The 20,745-nt window shown below is 58.1% G+C and carries 19 protein-coding genes and 5 pseudogenes; 14 read left to right on the top strand and 10 right to left on the bottom strand.

The window, feature by feature from the left end:
• Positions 1-62 precede the first annotated feature (62 nt).
• The 6 genes from HF916_RS04500 to HF916_RS04475 form a co-directional block, all read right to left on the bottom strand.
• Positions 63-389 (bottom strand): NIPSNAP family protein, encoded by a 327-nt coding sequence (locus HF916_RS04500; protein WP_168787957.1) that lies wholly within the window; start codon positions 387-389, stop codon positions 63-65.
• A 4-nt stretch (positions 390-393) separates the two neighbouring features.
• Positions 394-1,176 (bottom strand): hypothetical protein, encoded by a 783-nt coding sequence (locus HF916_RS04495; protein ID WP_168787956.1) that lies wholly within the window; start codon positions 1,174-1,176, stop codon positions 394-396.
• A 51-nt stretch (positions 1,177-1,227) separates the two neighbouring features.
• Positions 1,228-1,671 (bottom strand): cupin domain-containing protein, encoded by a 444-nt coding sequence (locus tag HF916_RS04490; RefSeq protein ID WP_206001782.1) that lies wholly within the window; start codon positions 1,669-1,671, stop codon positions 1,228-1,230.
• 208 nt (positions 1,672-1,879) lie between these two features.
• Positions 1,880-2,497: a 3-isopropylmalate dehydratase small subunit gene (gene leuD / locus HF916_RS04485; protein WP_168787955.1), complete on the bottom strand. Its 618-nt coding sequence runs from the start codon at positions 2,495-2,497 to the stop codon at positions 1,880-1,882.
• A complete protein-coding gene (gene leuC / locus HF916_RS04480) occupies positions 2,490-3,893 on the bottom strand; it encodes a 3-isopropylmalate dehydratase large subunit (protein WP_168787954.1) in 1,404 nt (467 codons plus the stop codon). The genes leuD and leuC overlap by 8 nt, the downstream gene beginning before the upstream one ends.
• Positions 3,890-4,756 carry an isocitrate lyase/PEP mutase family protein gene (locus HF916_RS04475; RefSeq protein WP_168787953.1) on the bottom strand — a complete coding sequence of 289 codons (867 nt, stop codon included), beginning with the start codon at positions 4,754-4,756 and terminating at the stop codon, positions 3,890-3,892. The genes leuC and HF916_RS04475 overlap by 4 nt, the downstream gene beginning before the upstream one ends.
• Positions 4,757-4,874: 118 nt before the next feature.
• Here HF916_RS04475 and HF916_RS04470 point away from each other — a divergent pair, with 118 nt between their 5' ends.
• The 3 genes from HF916_RS04470 to HF916_RS04460 all read left to right on the top strand — a co-directional run bounded on the left by HF916_RS04470 (position 4,875) and on the right by HF916_RS04460 (position 7,170).
• A complete protein-coding gene (locus tag HF916_RS04470; protein WP_168787952.1) occupies positions 4,875-5,618 on the top strand; it encodes a maleate cis-trans isomerase family protein in 744 nt (247 codons plus the stop codon).
• The gene (locus HF916_RS04465) at positions 5,546-6,283 is read left to right on the top strand and encodes a GntR family transcriptional regulator (protein ID WP_168787951.1); all 738 of its coding nucleotides are present in this window, start codon (positions 5,546-5,548) and stop codon (positions 6,281-6,283) included. Before HF916_RS04470 ends, HF916_RS04465 begins: the two co-directional genes overlap by 73 nt.
• A 281-nt stretch (positions 6,284-6,564) precedes the next feature.
• Complete coding sequence (locus HF916_RS04460) at positions 6,565-7,170, top strand: isochorismatase family protein (protein ID WP_206001781.1); 606 nt, start codon at positions 6,565-6,567, stop codon at positions 7,168-7,170.
• Between the two features lie 81 nt (positions 7,171-7,251).
• On the opposite strand, the pseudogene HF916_RS50375 reads toward HF916_RS04460, so the two are convergent.
• Positions 7,252-7,373, bottom strand: a pseudogene (locus HF916_RS50375) (IS6 family transposase); the annotation flags it as partial.
• Between the two features lie 925 nt (positions 7,374-8,298).
• Between HF916_RS50375 and HF916_RS04455 the strand changes: the two are divergent.
• A pseudogene (locus HF916_RS04455) lies at positions 8,299-8,709 on the top strand (NAD(P)/FAD-dependent oxidoreductase); the annotation flags it as partial.
• A 59-nt stretch (positions 8,710-8,768) separates the two neighbouring features.
• Here the strand turns inward: HF916_RS04455 and HF916_RS04450 are convergent.
• A pseudogene (locus tag HF916_RS04450) lies at positions 8,769-9,074 on the bottom strand (IS6 family transposase); the annotation flags it as partial.
• A gap of 87 nt (positions 9,075-9,161) precedes the next feature.
• On the opposite strand from HF916_RS04450, the pseudogene HF916_RS04445 reads away from it, so the two are divergent.
• Positions 9,162-10,222: pseudogene (locus tag HF916_RS04445) on the top strand (IS110 family transposase).
• A 328-nt stretch (positions 10,223-10,550) separates the two neighbouring features.
• Here the strand turns inward: HF916_RS04445 and HF916_RS04440 are convergent.
• Positions 10,551-10,976 (bottom strand): annotated as a pseudogene (locus HF916_RS04440) (IS6 family transposase); the annotation flags it as partial.
• A gap of 4 nt (positions 10,977-10,980) precedes the next feature.
• Positions 10,981-11,220 carry a hypothetical protein gene (locus tag HF916_RS04435; RefSeq protein WP_168787321.1) on the bottom strand — a complete coding sequence of 80 codons (240 nt, stop codon included), beginning with the start codon at positions 11,218-11,220 and terminating at the stop codon, positions 10,981-10,983.
• Positions 11,221-11,408: 188 nt separating this feature from the next.
• Here HF916_RS04435 and HF916_RS04430 point away from each other — a divergent pair, with 188 nt between their 5' ends.
• The 9 genes from HF916_RS04430 to HF916_RS04390 all read left to right on the top strand — a co-directional run bounded on the left by HF916_RS04430 (position 11,409) and on the right by HF916_RS04390 (position 20,684).
• The gene (locus tag HF916_RS04430) at positions 11,409-11,933 is read left to right on the top strand and encodes a MarR family winged helix-turn-helix transcriptional regulator (protein ID WP_168787950.1); all 525 of its coding nucleotides are present in this window, start codon (positions 11,409-11,411) and stop codon (positions 11,931-11,933) included.
• A gap of 109 nt (positions 11,934-12,042) precedes the next feature.
• Entirely contained in the window at positions 12,043-13,446 is a 1,404-nt protein-coding gene (locus HF916_RS04425) for an MFS transporter (protein ID WP_168787949.1), read from the top strand.
• 140 nt (positions 13,447-13,586) lie between these two features.
• Positions 13,587-14,954 (top strand): acyclic terpene utilization AtuA family protein, encoded by a 1,368-nt coding sequence (locus HF916_RS04420; RefSeq protein WP_168787948.1) that lies wholly within the window; start codon positions 13,587-13,589, stop codon positions 14,952-14,954.
• A 1-nt stretch (position 14,955) separates the two neighbouring features.
• The gene (locus tag HF916_RS04415; RefSeq protein WP_168787947.1) at positions 14,956-15,279 is read left to right on the top strand and encodes a DUF4387 domain-containing protein; all 324 of its coding nucleotides are present in this window, start codon (positions 14,956-14,958) and stop codon (positions 15,277-15,279) included.
• Positions 15,280-15,336: 57 nt separating this feature from the next.
• The gene (locus HF916_RS04410; RefSeq protein ID WP_168787946.1) at positions 15,337-16,356 is read left to right on the top strand and encodes a TauD/TfdA family dioxygenase; all 1,020 of its coding nucleotides are present in this window, start codon (positions 15,337-15,339) and stop codon (positions 16,354-16,356) included.
• 27 nt (positions 16,357-16,383) lie between these two features.
• On the top strand, positions 16,384-17,772 hold the full coding sequence (locus tag HF916_RS04405; RefSeq protein WP_168787945.1) for an MmgE/PrpD family protein: 1,389 nt from the start codon (positions 16,384-16,386) through the stop codon (positions 17,770-17,772).
• Positions 17,773-17,783: 11 nt separating this feature from the next.
• The gene (locus tag HF916_RS04400; protein WP_240975356.1) at positions 17,784-18,524 is read left to right on the top strand and encodes a class II aldolase/adducin family protein; all 741 of its coding nucleotides are present in this window, start codon (positions 17,784-17,786) and stop codon (positions 18,522-18,524) included.
• Positions 18,525-18,534: 10 nt separating this feature from the next.
• Positions 18,535-19,530: a 2-dehydropantoate 2-reductase gene (locus HF916_RS04395; protein ID WP_168787943.1), complete on the top strand. Its 996-nt coding sequence runs from the start codon at positions 18,535-18,537 to the stop codon at positions 19,528-19,530.
• A gap of 80 nt (positions 19,531-19,610) precedes the next feature.
• Positions 19,611-20,684, top strand: a complete 1,074-nt coding sequence (locus HF916_RS04390; RefSeq protein ID WP_168787942.1) for a porin — start codon at positions 19,611-19,613, stop codon at positions 20,682-20,684.
• Positions 20,685-20,745: the final 61 nt, after the last annotated feature.

The raw sequence follows: 20,745 nt of genomic DNA, 5'->3' as shown, positions 1-20,745 counted from the left end.
CGGCTTCCCGATGTAAGCGTCCGTCGACGCCGCTGTTTCATATTGAAGTAATGATGCTGCCATTACCGTGCCGTCGCGCCGAGCGCGGAAAACGCGGTCGGCAGCAAGATCCGGTTTTCCATGCGAGCGAGCAGTGACAAAACTTTCGGAGCAAACTCGATCCATCCCGGGTCGGCCGACAGTTGCGCGCGCCGCTGCTCGCGATCGGCCATGCTCTCGTATCCCCACCAATGGACGACCTGGTTTAATTCCCCGGTCTCGGTCGTGAAATAGCCAAGCGGCTCTCCGAGATAGGGCCGTTGAATGGGCAATCCCTCGTGTTCCACCAGAGTGAGGAAGGCCTTCATCTTGCCCGGCAGAACAGTGTAGATACGCTCTTCGACGATCACGGCGTCAGGCCCACAGGACAAGTGAACGGTCCGGCATCCTGCCGATGAACGAACCGATCGACACCCGGTCGACGCCCGGATCGGCAACTCCGGCGCTGACCTCATGCGGGTTGCGCGTATTGAAAATGACCACATCGCCGGCGGTCGGCACATAGGTAAAAGTCGGCGCACCTGCCACGATGTCGCGCGGCAGGCCATAGCTCTTCGGGATCTCGCCGGACTTCATCTCCGGGGTCCACGGCGCGTTGTGTACCGTGGTCCGGCCGCCCGCGGCAGGTTCTTCGCAGAAAAAATTCCAGCCCAATTGCGCGTCGATATGGCGGATCTCGTAATCCAGCGTGTTGAAGGGCGCGAAGTCCGCGTGCAGATCAATACCGTCACTCGCCATGCGGATGATGCCGGCGAAGTAATGACCGAGTTCCGGCTCGTTGGCGAAGTCCACATTGGATGGATAGACGGTGCGCAGTGCTTCCATCAACCGCGTCACCGGATTGAATGCGCTTGCGGTCACGGCGGCCAGATCCAGATTGGCCTTTTTCACCGCTTCGAAATAATCCGCTTTCGGCCGATCCCAGCGGTATTCGTACTGCGCCATGCCGATGTAGCCGATCCGCTTTTCGGTATTGTAGTACTTGATGTTGCCTTTCTTCGCCGACTGCGTGAACGCAACACATTCTTCCTTCGACGCGAATCCCTTGATGCGGATCGCCGGGATTTCGTTGTTCAACAACGCGAGCAGACTCTCCCGAGTCAGTGGATGTTCTTCATATCGTGTCCAGGTGGACATGGCATTCTCCGTCAATTCACTTCAATTAATGTGAGAGCAGTGGCGGGCGGATCAGTCGCCCAGTTCAGCCGGCGTCACCCAGGTCTTGCGCGGCGGCGACTTGATTTCGATTTGCTCGCAGTCTTCGAGCGCTTCGCTGAAGTGATCCACGCCGACGGGATGCATCCACGCCGTGCCCGGTTCGGCGATAAACTCCTCGCCGCCAATAATCAGACGAAGGCGCCCTGAGATCAGGTAGCCCATCGATTCGTGATCCAGATGTTTGTGAACCGGATCAATGAGACCCTTCTTACGCATCACGTGCAGAAGTAGAATTTCGTCGCCGACCATCAGCTTGCGCACTTCCACATGACCGTTTTCCATGACCCCTTCGACCGCGGCGATCTGCTCGGCGGGAAGATCGTCGCGCCGCGAAAAGTAGGAAAGCGACTTGGCTAACGCCCTTGCTGCATCAATCATGGCAACCTCATTTGATATGGTTTGAATGAACGACACTGCGTCTCGCCGGACGCGTGTCCAAATCTGGTCGACCGATACCGGGGGAGGGCATCGGCCAAACCGTCTTAACACAGATCCCAAACTGATAGGTGCACACGCGAGTTGCACGACGCGTGCGGCGTCTGCTCCGCGCACTTCATGACCGCGTTTTCTCGCTCACTTATCATTCGGAAGGGAAAGCGTTTGTGCGCCAGGCGCGGCGGTGCTAACCGGAGCGCCATTCACAAAGCCATGCCATCTTGCTCGCTACGCGGCGCTCATAAACCAGAAGCTCCGCTGCATGTCTCAGCGTAATTTCGATATCGTCTTCACGACTGCACAACTGCCGAATGATGTCTGCGTCGATCTGGAACGGAACAGACGCACGATCGGCCAGTGTGATCCGTTGTTTGAGCAGATCAATGGTCAGTTCGACATCCGCAGCGTGGCGTAACGCGTCGACGATCGTGCGATGCTCGCCAGTGGTCAATTGCGCGGTAACGATGCCGTTGCAGGTGCAATTCGAGCGAAAGATGTCGCCGAAAGACAGGGCCACGATCGCGCGAATACCGCAATCGGCAAGTGCCCACACCGCATGTTCGCGCGATGAACCGCAGCCGAAATTCCGGCCGCCAACCAGTACGTCGGCGCAAAGCTTCGTTTGCTGCTGAAACGGCGCCAACTCTGGCGCATTGGCGTCGCGCCAGTCGGCAAACAAGTACTGTCCCAAGCCGTCGCGCTCAATGGTGTTCAGGAAGCGCGCCGGGTAAATCGCGTCGGTATCAATGTCGTCGCGTGCGAGCAGCACTGCACGCCCCGATACCACGGTGGCGGAGCTATCCATGGAGAAACTCCCGAGGGTCGGTAAGCCGGCCAGTAATGGCCGCTGCGGCGGCCGCGGCCGGACTGACGAGGTGCGATCTGCCGCCCGGACCCTGGCGATTTTCGAAGTTCCGGTTCGACGATGAGGCGCAGCGTTGACCGGGCGCCAGCTGATCGCCGTTCATGCCGATGCACATCGAGCACCCCGGCGTGCGCCATTCGAAGCCGGCATCCACGAAGATTTGCGCAAGTCCTTCACGTTCCGCCTCGGCTTTGACCGCAGCGGAACCCGGCACCGCCAGCGCGCGGACGCTCGAATGAATCCGGCGCCCTTTGAGAATGGACGCCGCCGCCTGCAGATCCTCCAGACGACCATTCGTGCAGGAGCCGATGAACGCCATGTCAATCGGCACGTCGTTGATCCGCTGGCGCGCCTTGAGTCCCATGTATTCCAGCGCCGTTTGCACGCGTTCGCGCTCCGTGCGATCCGCATTGTCGTCCGGGTCGCCGACGCGGCCGTCGAACGTCGTCGAGTCGGCCGGCGTGGTGCCCCACGTCACCATCGGCGTCATGTCGCTCGCGTCGAGCGCGGCCACGCGGTCGTAATCCTGCCGCGCATCGGTCTTGAGGAAGCGCCACGCCTGTTCGGCTTGCGCAAACTCATCGGCCGACAGCTTGGACAGGCGCGCCTTCACATACGCGATTGTTTTTGCATCGGGAGCCATCACAGCAAAGCGTCCGCCCGCTTCGATCGACATATTGCATACAGTCATCCGGGCTTCGACGCTCAATGCTGAAATGGCGGGGCCAAAATATTCGATTGCATGGCCTGCCGCGCCTCGCGTGCCGATGTGCTTGATGATGGTCAACGCCAGGTCCTTCGCATACACGCCCGGCGGCAGTTCGCCGAGTATCTCGATGCCGAGCGTAGCGGGCCGTCGCATCCACAGGCTCTGCGTGGCCAACACGTGTTCCACTTCCGACGTGCCGATGCCGAACGCCAGCGCACCGAGCGCACCCAAGGTCGCCGTATGCGAATCGCCGCAGACCACCGAGCAACCCGGCACGACGAAACCCTGCTCCGCGGCGATCACATGCACGATGCCATGCTGCGGGCTCGCCGCTGCGAACAGCGGGATGCCTGCCGCGGCCGTGTTGCGCTCCAGCGCGGCGATCGACGCAATCGACTCCGTCCGCGGCAACGCGGCAGGGTCGAGCGCTGTCGGGAGCGAATGATCCGGTACCGCAATGTGGCGCATTGGCATCCGTACCTCGCGTCCGGCTTTGCGCAATTGAGAGAAGGCCTGCGGGCTCGTCACTTCATGCAACACATGACGGTCGATGTACAGCAGGTCGGTGCCATCCTCGCGGCCCGCAACCCGATGTGCATCCCATAACTTTCCGAACAAGGTGCTCACTTGCTGAATTCCCCCACCTCGGCCCGAATTCGCTCCGCGGCAGCAAAGTGATGTTCGAGACCCATGCGCTGATTGAACTCGGGAAAACTCATGATGGAGGATTCATTGACGAGGCCTGCCTTTAAGTCGTGCAAGGTGGTCTCCATCGCCTGCGTCGCCGAGAACAGCAGCGTCGCCGGGAAGATCGCAATCGCGTAGCCGATTTCCTGAAGCGTCCGGGCATCGAGATAAGGCGTCTTGCCGGCTTCGACCATGTTCGCAATCAGCTTCTCGCCGCGGAAAGCCGAACAGATTTGTCGCATCTCGTGTTCCGAGCGCGGGGCTTCGACAAACAGCATGTCCGCCCCGGCGCGCAGATATCGCTCACCGCGGCGCAGCGCCTCGTCGAGTCCGTGGGTGGCGCGGGCGTCGGTGCGCGCGACGATCAGCAACGAATCGTCCCCGCGCGCAACGACGGCGGCGCGAATCCGTTCGATCATCTCGGACGTGTCGACAACCTGTTTATTCTCCATGTGCCCACAACGCTTCGGCGCAACCTGATCTTCAAGTTGGATCGCCGCCGCGCCGGCGCGCACATAGTCCCGCACCGTGCGCGCGATATTCAGCACGCCGCCGAAGCCTGTGTCAGCGTCGGCGATAAGCGGCGTTTGCGTTACGTCGCAGATGCGGCGCACCTGATCGGCCATTTCCGTGGCGGTAATCAAGCCGATGTCCGGCATGCCGAGCGTGGCCGCCGTCACGCCGTACCCTGTCATATAGATAGCCGGGAAGCCATGCGCCTCAATCAGGCGAGCACTCCACGTATCGAACGCGCCAGGCGCCACGACGATGTCTCCGCGCGCCAACTGAGTACGCAACTTCATCGACCTGCTTGTACACAATTCATCGACGTCAGCCAATTTCCCACCTCTTTTTCCCATTGATTGTGTACAATGCTAAGCATGCTAAAAAAAACATGCAAGCCCTTTTTGGAGAACTGCAATGACGGATTCACTTGGTTGGCGTCAAAAATTCGCTGTGCTGATTCCTTCGACGAACACCTCTGTACAACCGGAGTTCGATGAGATGCGGCCGGCCGGCGTCACTAACCACATTAGCCGCATTCGGATTCCGAACATCGCGCTGAACAACAACGAAGATTTCAATCGACTGATCGAGTTGATTACGGCAGCGCAGGATGAGGCCGTCGACGCGGTCATGTCGTGCGAACCCGATCGGCTGGTGCTTGGCATCTCGGCCGAGACTTTCTGGGACGGCCTCGCCGCCAGCCGCCGCCTGAAGGCGTCGCTGGAAGAAAGAACCAGGCTGCCGGTGTCGATGGGATCTGACGCCTGCTCGGCCGCGCTGGACGCGTACGGCGCACGCACCATCGGTGTGGTGACGCCTTATCAGCCGGTTGGCGATGAAAACGTGGTGCGCTTCTTCGAGGAGTGCGGCTACCGTGTCAAACGCATCAAGGGCTTGCGTTGCGACAGTCCGGTGCACATTGCCCATGTGCAATCCGACACGCTCGAGCAGGCGCTGCACGAAGTCGATGGAGATGATGTCGACGCGCTGGTCCAGGTCGGTACCAATCTGGCGATGGCGAAGCTGGCCGGAGAAGTCGAGCAGACACTTGGCAAGCCGGTACTGGCGATCAACACGACTATTTATTGGCAGGCTTTGCGCAGCTCGGGCATCGAGGACAAGGTGTTAGGATTTGGCTCTCTGATGGAAAGATTCTAGACATGAAGAGCGAGAGCGGGGCAAAGTCAACGGCGCGTGAAACCTACGGCCGGATCAAGGAACGGATCATTGCCGGCACCTTTGCCGCCGGCAGCCGGCTGACGGAGGAGCAGCTGGCGAGTGAATTCGGTACATCGCGCACGCCGGTGCGCGAAGCCATGCGGATGCTGGTGGCCGACGGCTTTCTGGACTTCAAGCCGAACAACGGGACCTTCGTGCGCGATTGGTCGCGCGCCGAGATGAAGGAACTCTTCGATTTGCGATTGTTTCTGGAAAGCGAAATCGCGAGTCTGGCCGCGGTCAGGATCACCGCCGATGAGATCGCTCTATTGTCTACGATTCAGGATGAACTCGAATCTCAAGGCGTGCTGCTGACGGACGAAAACCTGACCCGCATCAGCGTGCTCAACCGCGAGTTTCATCGGGTGATCGGTTTGGCGAGCCGGAATATGAGGCTAGTCGGTATGCTGACTAACGCGATTGAAATGCCGATCGTGCAGCGCACCTTCAGGCGCTATACCGTAGAACAACTGCAGCGCAGTTTTCACCATCATCGGGAGCTAATCAATGCGTGCGTCGCGCGCGAGGGCGACTGGGCGCGCAGCGTGATGCACTGCCACATCTGCTCCGCCCGTTATGCGATGGTTGAAGAGGAATCGAAGTAAGTGCGCGCCGCGTGAATGTCAGCCACGTGCCGCGTGGTGAGCGGGAGCGGCGGGGCCGTGCGCGAGTGTCTGGTGGTCTGGACTCGCACCGGCCCCGGCAACGAGATTGCGTCGATGTCGGGCTCGCATGTCGGGCCTGCGTGACGTAGAAGATCAACATCTAATACAGGGTGAACGTCGAACGCTTGCGTGGCGATCCCGTGTCGCGGCCCATGGTCGAAGCACGTACTTGGACGCGCGGACGGAACGTGTTCATATATCCAGGCATGACGGCTTCTTCATTGCACACTTCCTACTCCGCATCGGGCTTTGGGCAATCGCTCGGGCTGGGCTCGCGGCAGGCGCTCATCATGGTCGATTTCGCGCGCGCGTACTTCGAGGCCAACTCGCCGTTGTTCGCAAACGCTGACGGAGTCCGCCAGGCTGCCGTCAAGCTGTTGAGCGAGGCGCGCGCCCGGCGATTGCCGGTGATTCACACGCGGGTGGCCTATGATCCGACGGGCCGCAATGGCGGCGTCTTCTATCGCAAGATCGGCGCGTTGGCCGTGTTCCAGGAGGGTTCGGCACTCGGCGAATTCGCCGAAGATCTGGAGCCGATCGCGAACGAGCAGGTTGTGACGAAGCAATATGCGAGCGCTTTCTTCGGTACGTCGCTGGCATCGCTGTTGACGTCACAGGGCATCGACTGCGTGCTGATCGCCGGCATGAGCACCAGCGGGTGCGTGCGCGCGACGGGTGTCGATGCGATTCAGCACGGCTTCATCCCGGTGATCGTGCAGGATTGCGTGGGAGATCGCGACGAGGCGCCGCATCGAGCCAGCTTGTTTGATCTTGCTGCGAAATATGCGGACGTGCGAACCAGCGAGGATATTTTTTCCTGTCTGTAAATTGAAGGCTCTGTCGGGCCCGTCAACTTCCAGACAAAAAACAGAACGGCGGCAGGTGCGGCGAATGTCCAGAAAACCAGGTGACGGATTTCGAGTAACTTCGTGAGTTCGCGCCAGGCGGAGAAGCGGGTCGCGCATTGATTGTGGTGGAGCGAAGCGCGCAACAGATGCCGCTTCAGTGCGAAATGTTGCCGAATCGATCCCTAGCGGTGGCGAAGCCACTGAGGCCGCTGCCCAATTAGGGACAGCCTTTCATGGATCATCCTCAGCAAGCAGGCGATCGACGGCGATGCGAAACTCGCCGCGCTTGCGAATCTGCCGCAGGCGACGTCGTTTCGACGATCACCTTGCGGATGTCGACGCCACTGCCCCCACTCGGGAGGATGTTTGAAGCGCGTCGCCGCACCTTTAAAACGTGCGTGAAGTTTGGGGCGGCCGCGGTGTCCCGCACATCGTGCGCCGCGTGTTCTTGCGGACCTATCGCTCGGAAGAGTTGGCGCAGCGTGGAATACCGGCACATCGACGCAGTTGGAGAAACGAATGGGTACCCGGGAAAAGTCATTGCGCGTGCTGGTTGAGAATTGGTTGGGACCCGACGCGGCGAAGCATGCTCGCGTCACACGCTTCAGTCACTCGCGACGTAAGCAGTGGCGCTATGTATGTGTGGAGGCCGATCGCCCGTCAGGTACGCTGGCGCTTGTGTTCTTTCGTCACGACGAGGGTTCGTGGTGCGTATTCCCGCCGGAATACAAGCGACCAGCGATGAATATCGCATGAACCATCTCGTCGCTGGCTGGGAGTGCAGGCCGGACACGGCAAATCTCAGGCGACGAAGTCGCGGCCTAATCGCTTCACTACGCCTGAGCGGCGAGCGCGACTCAGACCGTTTTTGACCCAACAGCCGGTTATAGATCCGGCAGTCGCTTGAGCCGAACTGACGTTGCAGAAAGCGGGACTGTCACGTTGTCGCCGGTGCGGACACGCGCCCAGCGCCGGCCGACGTTCTCCCGGGAAAGGTCGCGTGGCTCGAGTGAGCCGCGACTTAGACGGTTTTAATAAACATGGAGACCTGGTTCAGTGTGTATCTCGACAGTCTTCGAGGATGACTTCGCCCCCAGGCGCGAGTCGATGCAATACGACGTGGTAATCGTCGACGGCGGCCCGGCTGGCCTGTCCGCGGCGATTCGCCTGAAGCAGCTGGCGGCGAAGCAAGGCGCTGATATTGGCGTGTGCGTACTGGAAAAAGGCTCGGAGATCGGGGCGCATATCCTGTCGGGCGCGGTGATGGATCCCCGCGCGATCGCCGAACTGATTCCGGACTGGAAGGAAAAAGGCGCGCCGCTGACGGTGGACGTGACCGAAGACCGCTTCCTCTTCCTGACCGAAACCGGCTCGAAGAGCGTGCCGGCCTGGGCGCTGCCGGACAATTTCAAGAATCACGGCAACTACGTGATCAGCCTCGCGAACGTCACGCAATGGCTGGGCCAGCAGGCCGAAGCGCTGGGTGTCGAGATTTTCCCCGGTTTTCCGGCCGCTGAAGGGCTCTGTCAAGTTGGTGGGCGCAGTCTACGTGCGCAGCTCAAAAGTAGTTATGCTTATCAGATAACTTTCTCGCCAGCGCCGGCAACAGTCCAACTATGCCATGTGGCGAAGCGTTGTTTCAGTATGGCACGATGATGTGCCGCGTTCATCCGATGTCTGGGTAACGCGAAGTGCTGCCGGATCGGGCCGAAGCTTGAGAGAAACGCCTGCGTGCGACGCGCATCGCGAAAGCCGCACATCTGGCATTCGCGCCTGCGAGTCGGCTGGTGGCTGTTCTCGGCACGGTTGTTCACCCGTGCAGCCGCTTTGACGAAAACGTGCTTCACATGAGCGAGTTCGGGAATATCAGCCTTCGCCGCCGGAATTGGTAAGGAGCTACCGTCCCTGTGGCGCCTGGGCCTCCTGGTGCCATCATGATAGCCGTTGCACATCTGTGGAAGGGGAAAGTCATGAACGCAATTACCCGTGTTGGTGTTGATCTTGCCAAAAATGCCATGCAGATCCACGCGGTCGATGCTGGTGAACATGTTGTGGTACGTAAGCCATTGCGCGTGAGAATTTCATGAGCTGGTTTGCCAACCTTGCCCCCTGTCTGGTGGCGATGGAGGCGTGCAGCGCTGCGCACTATTGGGCGCGCAAGCTCCGCGGTCTCGGGCACGACGCGCGGCTGATTCCCCCGCAATTTGCGGCTCCTTACCGCAAAGGTGGCGCTGGCGTCAAAAATGACGCCCTCGATGCTGAAGCGATCTGCGAGGCAGCCAGCCGCCCACACATGCGTTTCGTGCCCGTCAAGTCAGCCGCGCAGCAAAGCGTGCTGGTCCTTCACCGCATGCGCACCGGTTTCGTGGAGGAACGCACGGCGCTCGTGAATCGCTTGCGAGGCCTGCTAGCCGAGTTCGGCGTCTTCCTGCCGCAAGGCATCGGTCGGTTCCGAAGCCATTTCGTTGACCGTGTTGAGGATGGCAATAACGAACTCGCCGGTCCGGCCCGTCAGGCGCTGATGCATGGCTGGGCCCAATGGCAGGCGCTGGATGAGCAAATCGGTTGGCTAGACCGGCAGATCACCGAACACGCCAGTCACGATCCACAGACGCAGCGCTGTATGGCCATATGTGGCGTGGGCCGAATCACCGCATCTGCCGTCGTAGCGACCGTGGTCAACGCCCGTCAGTTCAGAAACGGCCGGCAGATGGCCGCCTGGATCGGCCTCGTTCCCAAACAGAACAGCAGCGGCGGCAAACAGCGGCTCGGCCGGATCACCAAACAGGGCAGCGACTACCTGCGCACGCTCCTGTTCCAGGGCGCTCGATCGGCCATTCTCACAGCGCACCGACGCGATGACCGGCTCTCGCGCTGGATCGTCCAGCTGCATGCGCGTATTGGCTACTATAAGACGCTGGTCGCGGTTGCCAACAAGCACGCCCGCATCCTCTGGGCCGTATTGGCCAGGGACGAACGCTTCGATCCATCCCATGCGCCCGCCCGCAATGCAATGGCGGCGCACGCATGAACTACAGAACAGAAAGTGCAATGCCACCATGAATTGACTTCCAGGCGCAGCACGAATCACGCAGGGATAGCGACAGGTCAGACCGACAGCGGGCGAACTCGAGCAGCTATCAGGCGCTACAGTTCTTGTATTCGCCGTCGCCGGAATGGAGTCCCGCTGTGCGGTTAATATCCGGGCCCGGGCGCAGCAATCACAGCGCCCAAACAGGCCGTTTATAGGTTTGCAGTCTGCCTCGTCTGCCCTCATGCTTCCGTGCACGCGCTGACAACACAGGATTCGACGCATGCCCTATTAAACCCAGCTTGCAAGAAACGGAAGCTCCTTATAGATAGCTGCGCAGCTGGTCCGTAACGATCCTGCGCGGCACTGGGTTTGAACGCAGCACTCTGCGGAAGAAGCGCTTTGCCGCAGCCTTGTCGCGCCGCTTTTGCACCAGCACGTCCAGTTCGGCACCATGCTCGTCGACCGCTCGCCACAATAGGTACGGCTCGCCGCGCAGCATCACGAACATCTCGTCCATATGCCATGTACTGCCCGGTTTGGGCCGCGCCGCCTTGGCTCGACGGGCGAATTCAGCACCGAATTTGTCGCACCAGCAACGAATTGTTTCGTACGTGACCACGACGCCACGTTCGAGCAACAACTCCTCGATATCGCGCAGGCTCAGGCTGAACCGGAAATACCAGCGAACCGCGCAGCTGATGACGACCGGAGGGAAGCGGTGGCCGTGATAAAGCGATTTCGTTTTCTTCATCGCTTCATTTTACCGCCGCCTGCCCGTCAACCTGACAGAGCCATTCGCAGTCGTCAAGCGCCTGTGGGGTTTCACCAAGCTGCGCTATCGGGGGCTGGGAAAGAACGCCAGAGACCAGCGCTTCTTGCGCCACCATCGTAGCGTTTACGTAGCCGATATACGGATTTAGAACCATCACGACGCCGATAGAATTTTCCACCAGCGCGGAAAACAAGCTCTCAGTGACCGTGTCGGTGCCGCGCATGATCTCCGGCGGGCAGTGAGCGTCCTGTATCAACGCATTAGGGGTCTTCCGCGATGACGTATGCCGCCGGTACTTCAGCAACCTGTAGGGTTATACCTAGTCTCAACAGTCATTAACAATTGTTAGCGTTTGAGGCATACTCTATACCGATGCTTCAGTGGAGTACCCACGTAGAGAGGAGTTGAGATATGTCAAAGAGTTCGATCGAAGGCCAAGGAGTGCCTGACATCACTGGACAACTTCAAGGGCTCGAAATCAATCAATTTGCGCCGGCTCCGAATGTAGTTGGTTTCCGGTTGCTTAAACTTACGAATCTGTTGAGTCAGCCGTTCTTTAAGCGAATTCATAAGCAGCATGCGATTTCGTTGAACGAGTGGCGTGCGATGGTTGTCTTGGCCAATAAACCGGGTAGCGCTGCGCAGGATATAGCTGAAGCGACCGGTCTTATTGCGATGAATGTGAGTCGCGCAGTGGCCGAATTGCGTAAAGCCGGTCGGATTTCGACTTCGCGCGATCCAAAAAATCATCGTCGCACTCTGCTATGGCTGACGCCAGAGGGTGAGAAATTGTTCTCGGAAATAGCTCCGTATTCGGCCATGAAGGCGCAGGAGTTTTATGGGTCGCTCGGCTCGGAGGAACTGGAGGCTTTTAGCCGACAACTTGAGAGACTGATAAGGAAGGCGGAAGAAATGCTTGATTCTGATGCTGATTGATTAAATCGCCAGTTTCTCTCGCCTTGAGTTTTTGGGTTCATCACTAACAGTGGTACATAGCCGACAGATGCGTATAAACGAACTAGTCGGCAAAAAAGGAGACGAGTAGATGGCTCAAGGTGAGTTGGGATTGCAGATGGATTCTGCATCCAAAACTGCACATAGTGGTGCGCGTTTGGACAGACTGCCGATCGGTCGATTTCATTACCGAACGCTGTTTTTGCTTGGTGGCGGACTATTTGTCGATGCTTTCGACGTATACCTGATGGCAGGTGTTATGGGCGCACTCGTTAAATCCGGGTTCGCAAGCATGGCGCAGGTTGGGCATGTGGTGTCCGCAACCTACGGTGGTTTGGTGGTCGGTGCACTCGCTTCGGGTTATTTCAGCGACAAATTCGGCCGTAAGCTGTGCTACCAGGTAAACCTGGCAATCGTAGCGATCGCTACTCTGGTTACTGCCTTGGTCAATACGCCTGACGCTATGGCGATCTGGCGGTTTACTTCGGGCATCGGCTTGGGCGCAGAAGCTGTCGTGAGCTACGCAACCCTTAGTGAGTTTGTGCCGCCGTCCAAGCGCGGACGCTGGCTTGGCCTGACAGCATTCATCGCCAATACCGCTATCTTCGCGTCGGCTCTGGGTGGTTACTTCTTATTGCCGAGACATGAGGGATGGCGCTGGATGTTTGGCTTGGCATCGGCAGCGGCCTTCATCATCTGGGTTATTCGTTGGAGTTTGAAAGAATCGCCCCGCTGGCTCGAGTCGAAAGGCCGAATCGAAGAGGCTGATACGATTCTCCGCGAAATCGAGTCTGAATATCCTGAGACCACGGTGCTTCCGGGCTATGACGAAACTGCCACGGTGAAATCGGCTAAAAAAGAATTGCCGGCTACCGCTTTGGTCAAGAAGGGACTCCGAGTACCGACGATCATCGGCATCATGTTGGCCATCGTTCAGTTCTCGGCGATCTATGGTCTTCTGGTGTGGTTGCCGTCGTTCTTTGTGAAGCAGGGGCTGTCGCTTTCGACGTCGTTGCAGTATTCGCTGTTTATGTCGGCGGGTGGACCGGTTGGCACAGTGGTCGCGGCATTGCTGGCCGATAAAATCGGGCGACGCAAAGGCGTTGCAGTTTCCTCGGTAGTGGTTGCAGTTTTGGCGGTCCTGTATGCAATGCAGAGCACGCCAGTAGCGGTCGTCAGCGTTGGTTTCTGCTTGTTCATCGCGGTATATGTGACAGCTACGTTTGCATTGGCCGGATATACCTCGGAACTGTTCCCGACTGCGATACGGTCACGTGGTATCGCACTTTGTAACGGCATTGGGCGTATTTGGTCTGTTTATCTACCGTTCTTGGTCGTCGGACTGTTCGCATTCGGAGGTCTGAAGGCGGTCGTCGCGGTCGTCGCGTGTCTTCTGATATTGCAGGCTGTCGTCGTTACCGTATTTGGTCAGGAGACGAATCAAGCTTCGCTGGAAGAACTGGATTCAATCGCAGACAAGCAGGCTTCGGCGTAGTACTCGTCGGATGATTAAGGCCCCGTAAACGGTGGCGCACTTTCCTAACAGAGGTGCGCCATTAAAATGGCCTGTCAGTAACAAATGTGATCAATAGAGACGTGGGTAGTAAAACCGATTATCTGCATAGAGGTTTCACAATGGATTCGATTTCATATCTCTCGCCGACAGGTGTTCTCGGCGTCGGCTTTTCCGAAAATCATTTTCTCGCGGCTATCGCGTCGCGGGATCTGGCGTTCATCGGCTGTGACGCGGGTTCAACCGATGGCGGTCCTGCCAATCTCGGCGGTAATAAGCCGTTCTTTTCGCGTGCGGCGATCAAGCGCGATCTTCGCATTCTCGTCACTGGAGCGCGGTCGATTAACGTCCCGCTGTTCATCGGTTCCTGCGGGGGATCGGGTGGCAACTGGAACCTGAACTGGGTGTGGGAAATCGTTCAGGAGATCGCCCGGGAAGAAAGTCTCCACTTCAAGACGGCGATTATCGAATCGGAAGTTCCGCGTGAAACTCTGATCCAGAAGTATCGCGACGGAAAGATCAGGGCGCTGGACCCGGCACCGGAAATCGACGAATCGGTTTTCAAGGACGCGGACCATATCGTTGCGATGATGGGTGCAGAGGCTTACGTTGCGGCGCTGGAAGGCGGTGCGGACGTCGTGCTGGCCGGCCGCTCGACGGATGCTGCAATCTTCGCGGCTGTTCCCGTTGCAAAGGGCTTCCCAGCTGGTCTTTGCTGGCACGCAGCAAAGATCATGGAATGTGGTGGCGCAGCTGTCGTCACCATGGAAAAGCCGGAAGGCATGATCTGCACCATCACGCAGAAAGACTTCACGCTCGAACCGGTCAGCCCGCAGCAGCAGTGCTCGCCATTGAGTGTTGCTGCCCACGCTTTGTATGAGACGGCTGATCCGTATCGCATGCTCGAACCGGGCGGCGAGATGGATCTGACGAACGCTCAATACGAAGCCGTTGACGAGCGACGTGTTCGCGTTACGGGTTCGCAGTTCAATCCGAAGCCCTACACGGTCAAACTGGAAGGGGCGAAGAAGATCGGCTACCGCGCCATGGTCCTCGGCGGCGTGCGCGACCCGGTTATCCTGGAGCAATTCGATAGCTGGTTCGGCGGTCTCCAGGACCACATCTCCGAAAACATTGAGGCCGTCTACGGTGAATCGATTCGCGGCCAGTATCAGATCGACTACAAGATCTACGGACGCAGCGGCGTCCTCGGCGCACGCGAACCGAGTCCGACGATCGGGAATGAAGTCGGGCTCCTGATGGTTACGCTCGCACAGACGCAAGAAATCGCCTACGCGATCGCTGGCCAAGCCGCTCACATGGTGCTTCACCACTCAGTTCCGCAATGGGAAGGCCTGTTGTCGAATCTCGCCTTCCCGATCGCCCCGCATTTTTGGTCGTTGGGTGAGGCGTATCAATTCGTCCTGAATCACGTGGTTGAACTCGACCACCCGCTTGAACTGCATCCGATCCGTTACGAGGATATTTAATATGGCACGCCTTCGCGATTTGGCAAAACTGATCCGCACCAAGAATGCGGGTCCTTTCCTCCTGACGCTGGACATTATGTTTCCGGATCGTCGCACCTACGATCACGTAGTTGCGAGCAGCGTGATTACGAAGGAATCGATGGCGCAGTTTTTCGGCGTCGATGAAAGCAAGGTCCGGCTATTCAACTACGAGCCGGCGAACGCGATCAAGGTGACAGTGCCGCGTCTGGTGACGAGTGGTGACCCGGCCGATACGGATCTGTTCGGAGGTCAACAGTTCGGGCCTTTGGTCAACGTCGAAGTCCCGGATCTTCCGACTGCTTGACGACTTCCCGTCGAGGTGTGAATCAATTCACACTTCGCTTAAATATTAAGGTGCACTATGACGAAACCCATTCTTCGTGAACTGATTACCGACGCCTACGCCTGGAAGGCCGCAGATCTGCAAAACGATCCTTCGTGGATTTACAAATTCACCGAGTCGGATATCGTGGCTGTCGATACCGCACTCCGGAAGGTCCAAGATCAGGGCCTGTCTTGGGGTTCGTTCGGCAAAGAGCAGTTCGATCTGGGCTCGCTGGGAGCCACATTCGCGGAAATCGACAATCAGATTCGCAATGGGCGGGGATTCGCTCTCCTGCGTGGTTTCCCGGTTGAGCGTTACTCGCTCGACGAACTCAAGACCATCTACTGGGGCGTAGGTGTGCACATGGGTCAAGTGATCTCGCACAACGTTGCCGGCGACTTCGTTGCAGCGGTGACGGATTTAGCACTCAAGGACGACGACCCGAATCGCCGTAACAACACGACGAACCGCATGCTCGACCCGCACACGGACCTCGCCGACGTCGTTACTCTCCTCTGCGTGGAAAAGGCGGGGGAAGGCGGCATGAGTGGCCTGTGCAGCACGGCGGCGATTCACAACCACATCGTTCAAAACCACCCGGAATATCTGGAAGCTCTGTACGAAGGGTTCTACCACGACTACCGTGGCTATGGCCCGAGCCACGACGCGAATGAAGTCACGGCGTCGCCGATTCCGGTGTTCGAGTACAACAACGGTCGTGTCAACTGCGCATTCGCGAAGAAGATCATCGAGACCGGCGCGAAGAAGCGTGGGGTGCCGCTGACTGCAATCCAGCAGGAAGCGATCAACTACGTGCACGATCTCGGCACGCGCGAGGACTTCCTTATCGACATGATGCTGAAGCCCGGCGATATCCAGGTCATCAACAACTTTGCGACCCTCCACTCGCGCTCGGAATACTTCGATCACGAAGACGGCCGCAAGCGCTATCTTCTGCGCATGTGGGTCAACCTCGAAAACAGCGTACAACTGTCGCCAGACTTCGCGGAATTCGTTCGTCGCGGTATCCCGGCAGTGCCGAAGAATGACGCGTAATAACGTTTAATAGAGAAGGAGTCGTCCATGTATCCCGTAACAGAAAAACTGGCGCAATTCAGTTCGGCACTTCGTTTCGAGGACCTGCCCGCTGAAGTCAGTAAACGCGCAAGTCTGCTGTTTATGGACTTGCTGGGTATCATAATCCGTTCGCAAACCTTGGATTCCACTCTCGCACTCGAACAGGGTCTGAGGGACCTGGGCCTTTCAGGTGGTATTTGCCGGGTGCCGGGCAATACCGATATGTGGACTCCTTTCGGTGCAGCACTTCTCGGCGCAGCCGCCGCACACAGCCTGGATTTCGACGACACGCACGCGAAATCACTGCTGCATCCCGGCGCACCTGTGATTCCGGCTGCTTTGGCGGCGGCCCAGATGGTAGGCGCTACGACCCGCGAACTCCTGGCGGGCATCGTCGCCGGTTATGAGGTAATGATTCGCGTCGCCTATGGTGTGAACCCCACCAAGCATTCGGAGCGCGGCTTCCACCTCACTGCAACTACCGGCGTATTCGGCGCGGTGGCCGCCGCAGGCAATATCCTGAAACTCACCCCAGAGCAAATGGGCCACGCGTTCGGAACGGCTCTCAGCGAGTCGGCGGGCACGGGCCAGTTCTCGGTGAACGGCGCATGGACGAAACGTTTCCACGTGGGCCATGCTTCGGCTGGCGGTCTCATGGCCGCAGTTCTCGCCCGCAGCAACTACACCGGAGCGACACAGGCATTCGAAGGCCGTGAAGGTTTCTTCAACGCATACTCGCCCGAACCGAATCCGGCAGCGGCGTTGGCCGGTCTCGGCGAAGTGTGGGAAATCATGTCGTCGGGCGTCAAACCCTATCCGTGCTGCCGTGGCATCCACGCGCCTTTAGATGCAGTGTTCAATCTCCTTAGCAAGCATCAGATCGATGTGCGCAATATCGAAACCGTCCGCGTGGGCATGGCTGACCGTAGCGTTGCGGTTGTCGGAAATCCGCAGGAACGCAAGCGTAATCCGCGGAACGTGGTCGATTGTCAGTTCTCGACGCACTTCTGCGTCGCCGCTGCGCTCGTGACTGGCACTTTCGGCTGGGACAGTTACGAGGCGGGCCTGAAAAACGGAACGATTCGCGCACTGATGCAGCGTGTGGACGTGTTCGAAGACGAGGAATGCAATCGGAACTTCCCTGGTGCTTTCTCGGCGGTCGTCGAGATTCACGACAAGAATGGCGACGTCCTGCGCGAGTTCGTATACGAGCCGAAGGGCGAGCCCACGACCATGTTCTCGAACGAGGAATTGCGTGCGAAATTCACGTTGCTCGTCACTGAACGGTTGGGCGCAGATAACGAAAAGGCGTTGTTCGAAGCCATTCACAACATGGCTCAGGATAAAAAAGTCGGGGCGCTTCTCGACGCCACTAAACCCGTGATCAGCCACTAAGGGGAATGCACATGACGGACCAGGTGATCAATGAACAGACGTTGAGGACCGAACTCGCAGGCTGCTATCGCATTTTCGCGATGCTTGGGTGGACAGAGCTGATCTACAACCACATTACGGTGCGCATCCATGGTCCGGAATCGTATTTTCTGATCAATCCATTCGGCCTCCACTATAGTGAGGTCACGGCTTCGAATCTGGTGAAGATCGATCTCGATGGTCAGATCATCGGCGAATCGAAGTACCGGCCTAACCCAGCCGGATTCGTTCTGCACTCCGCAATCCATCGCGGAATCCCTGACGGACACTGTGTAATGCACACGCATACGACGGCAGGATCGGCCGTTTCCTGCTCGCGGCAAGGTCTCGTGATGAATAACTTCTATGCGGCCCAACTTTACAATCGGGTGGCGTATCACGATTTCGAAGGCATCACGGTTCATGCCGAAGAAGGCCCGCGCGTCGTGCAGTCCATCGGCGCCGCGAATGCGGTCATCCTTCGCAATCACGGATTGCTAAGCATTGGGAACACGATCCCCTTGGCCTTCAGCTATCTGTGGACCCTACAGCGCGCTTGCGAAGTTCAATTGGCCACTGCAGCGCTCGGCGAATCCATTCCCGTTCCTGAATCGATTTGTCTTCAAGCAAGTCAAGACGCATTACAGTTCGATCCTCGCTATGGCGGCGGTCGCGATGTGTTTGACGCATTGATTCGACAGGTTGACAAGATTGATGCGTCCTGGCGCGAGTGAGGGCCAACGGATGAAGATCACAATTCACGGGCTGGGTGCCGTCGGCGGTCTTATGGCTGCAAAACTGGCCGGTGCCGGGTATGAGGTGAGCGCTATCGCTCGAAATGAAACCTACGACACGGTGAAGCGTCAGGGTTTGACTCTGATCGAAACCGTCGATGGGGAAGAGCGTCGCACGTCACACAATGTCAATGTGGTGCGTACGCCTGCGGAACTCGGTCCTCAGGACCTCGTGATCGTCGCATTGAAAACTACCGGCCTTGAAGCCGTTGCGCCGCAAATCGCAGCAACGGTCGGTCCGGAGACGACGGTCCTGTCTGCCATGAACGGCATACCTTGGTGGTTCGCTCACGGACTGCCCGAGCCTGCTGGATCGCTCAACCTATGGTCGCTTGATCCATCAGGTGTCGTTGGTGCGTCTATTTTGACATCCTCTGTGATTGGTTCGGTCGTGCATCTTTCAGCGACTGCCCCCAATCCGGGAACCATACGTCGTATCGCGGGCAATGGAATTGTTATCGGTGAACCCGGAGGTGGCGAAGCTTCTCAGCGTGTAAAAAAAATCGCAACGTGTTTACGCGACGCTAATTTCGATGTCGAAGAAACTGCTTTGATTCAACGCGAGATATGGTTCAAGCTATGGGGCAATATGACTGTGAACCCGATTTCAGCCATTACGGGCGCAACGGGGGACAAAATTCTTGCTGATCAGTACGTGCGAGAGTTCATGTCAAGTTGTATGGTCGAAATGGCCAATATTGGCAGTTGCATCGGACTACCAATTGGCGCAAACCCTGAAGATCGACACGCAGTCACTGCTTCGTTGGGCGCATTTAGGACTTCTATGCTTCAAGATTCCGTCGTGGGAAAACCACTGGAGCTTGACGCCTTGATTTCTGTACTGGTTGAAATCGCTTCGCAGGTTGGTGTGGAAGTTAAGAATATCAAGGCATTGCTGGGTATTTCGCGACTCTATGCTAGATCGAAAGGCTTGTATCCAGAATAACTCTTACGTAATAGACCTAATTCTGGCTGAAGGCGTAGGGTTAATCCAGCAGTAAAACTACTAAATGGAGACACAGCAGTATGAAGAAAATGCTTCTCGCAATTGCATTGTTGCAAGTACCGGTTTTTGCATTCGCACAAAGCTCGCTGACGCTTTACGGTATCCTCGATGCGGGTATCACCTACGTCAACAATCAGAAGGGCAAGTCGGTCGTGATGAGCGACTCGGGGATTCTCCAGGGTAACCGTTGGGGCTTCCTCGGCAAAGAAGATCTCGGCGGCGGCCTGAAGGCCGTGTTCAACCTCGAAAGCGGCTTCAACCTCAGCAACGGCGCGATGGGGCAAGGCGGTCTTTTGTTCGGTCGTACGGCGTACGTGGGTCTGGACTCGGAAAAAGCCGGTGTCCTCACTTTCGGCCGTCAATATGACTTCATGACGGACTTCATGGTCGAGAACTCGGCAGCGGCCAACGGTACGACGGCAGTTGCATTCCACCTGTTCGACGCGGACCGTCTGGCAGGTGAGCAGCTGAACAACACGGTCAAGTACGTCAGCCCGACGTGGGGCGGCATCTCGTTCGGTGCCCTGTACGGCTTCAGCAACGTCGCTGGCGGCTTCGCCGGAACGGATGCAGCTCCTCGTGCCTCCAGCTTCGGCCTCAAGTTCGCTCAAGGACCGCTCGTGCTTTCAGCGGCGTACACCGCCGTCACCGGTATGACTGGTTCGCTGGCGACGATTACACTCGGCGGACACAGCCAACGCGTCTGGGCAGTTGGCGGGCGCTATCGGTTCGACAAGCTCAAGGTGTTCGGCAACGCGACATCGACGCTGGTCCGGGCAACCGCCGCAGGCAATAACGCGACGATCAACAACTACGAGGCGGGCGCGACCTACTTCGTGACACCGGCCGCTACGCTGACGGGCAGCTATACGTATTCGACCTACGCGAGCCACGGCTACAACCAGCTCAATACGACTGCGCATTACTTCCTGTCCAAGGAAACGGACGTCTATCTGGCCGTCAACTATCAGCACACGAACAACCAAGCCATGGGCGCCGGTATGTTCCTGGACACGACGCCGGGTACCCTCATCGGCTACTCTTCGACCGAAAACCAGGTCGGCGTGCGCGTCGGTCTTCGTAAGAGATTCTGAGAAGGGTAATCGTCCCGATCAGCGTCTGGTTCACCTGCCGCAGTTCAGCCTGCAGTTGCTG

Source organism: Paraburkholderia aromaticivorans, assembly GCF_012689525.1.
GTDB classification, from domain to species: Bacteria; Pseudomonadota; Gammaproteobacteria; order Burkholderiales; family Burkholderiaceae; genus Paraburkholderia; species Paraburkholderia aromaticivorans_A.
Note: the sequence above shows the minus strand (reverse complement) of the source record. Positions and strands in the feature narration are given on the sequence as shown.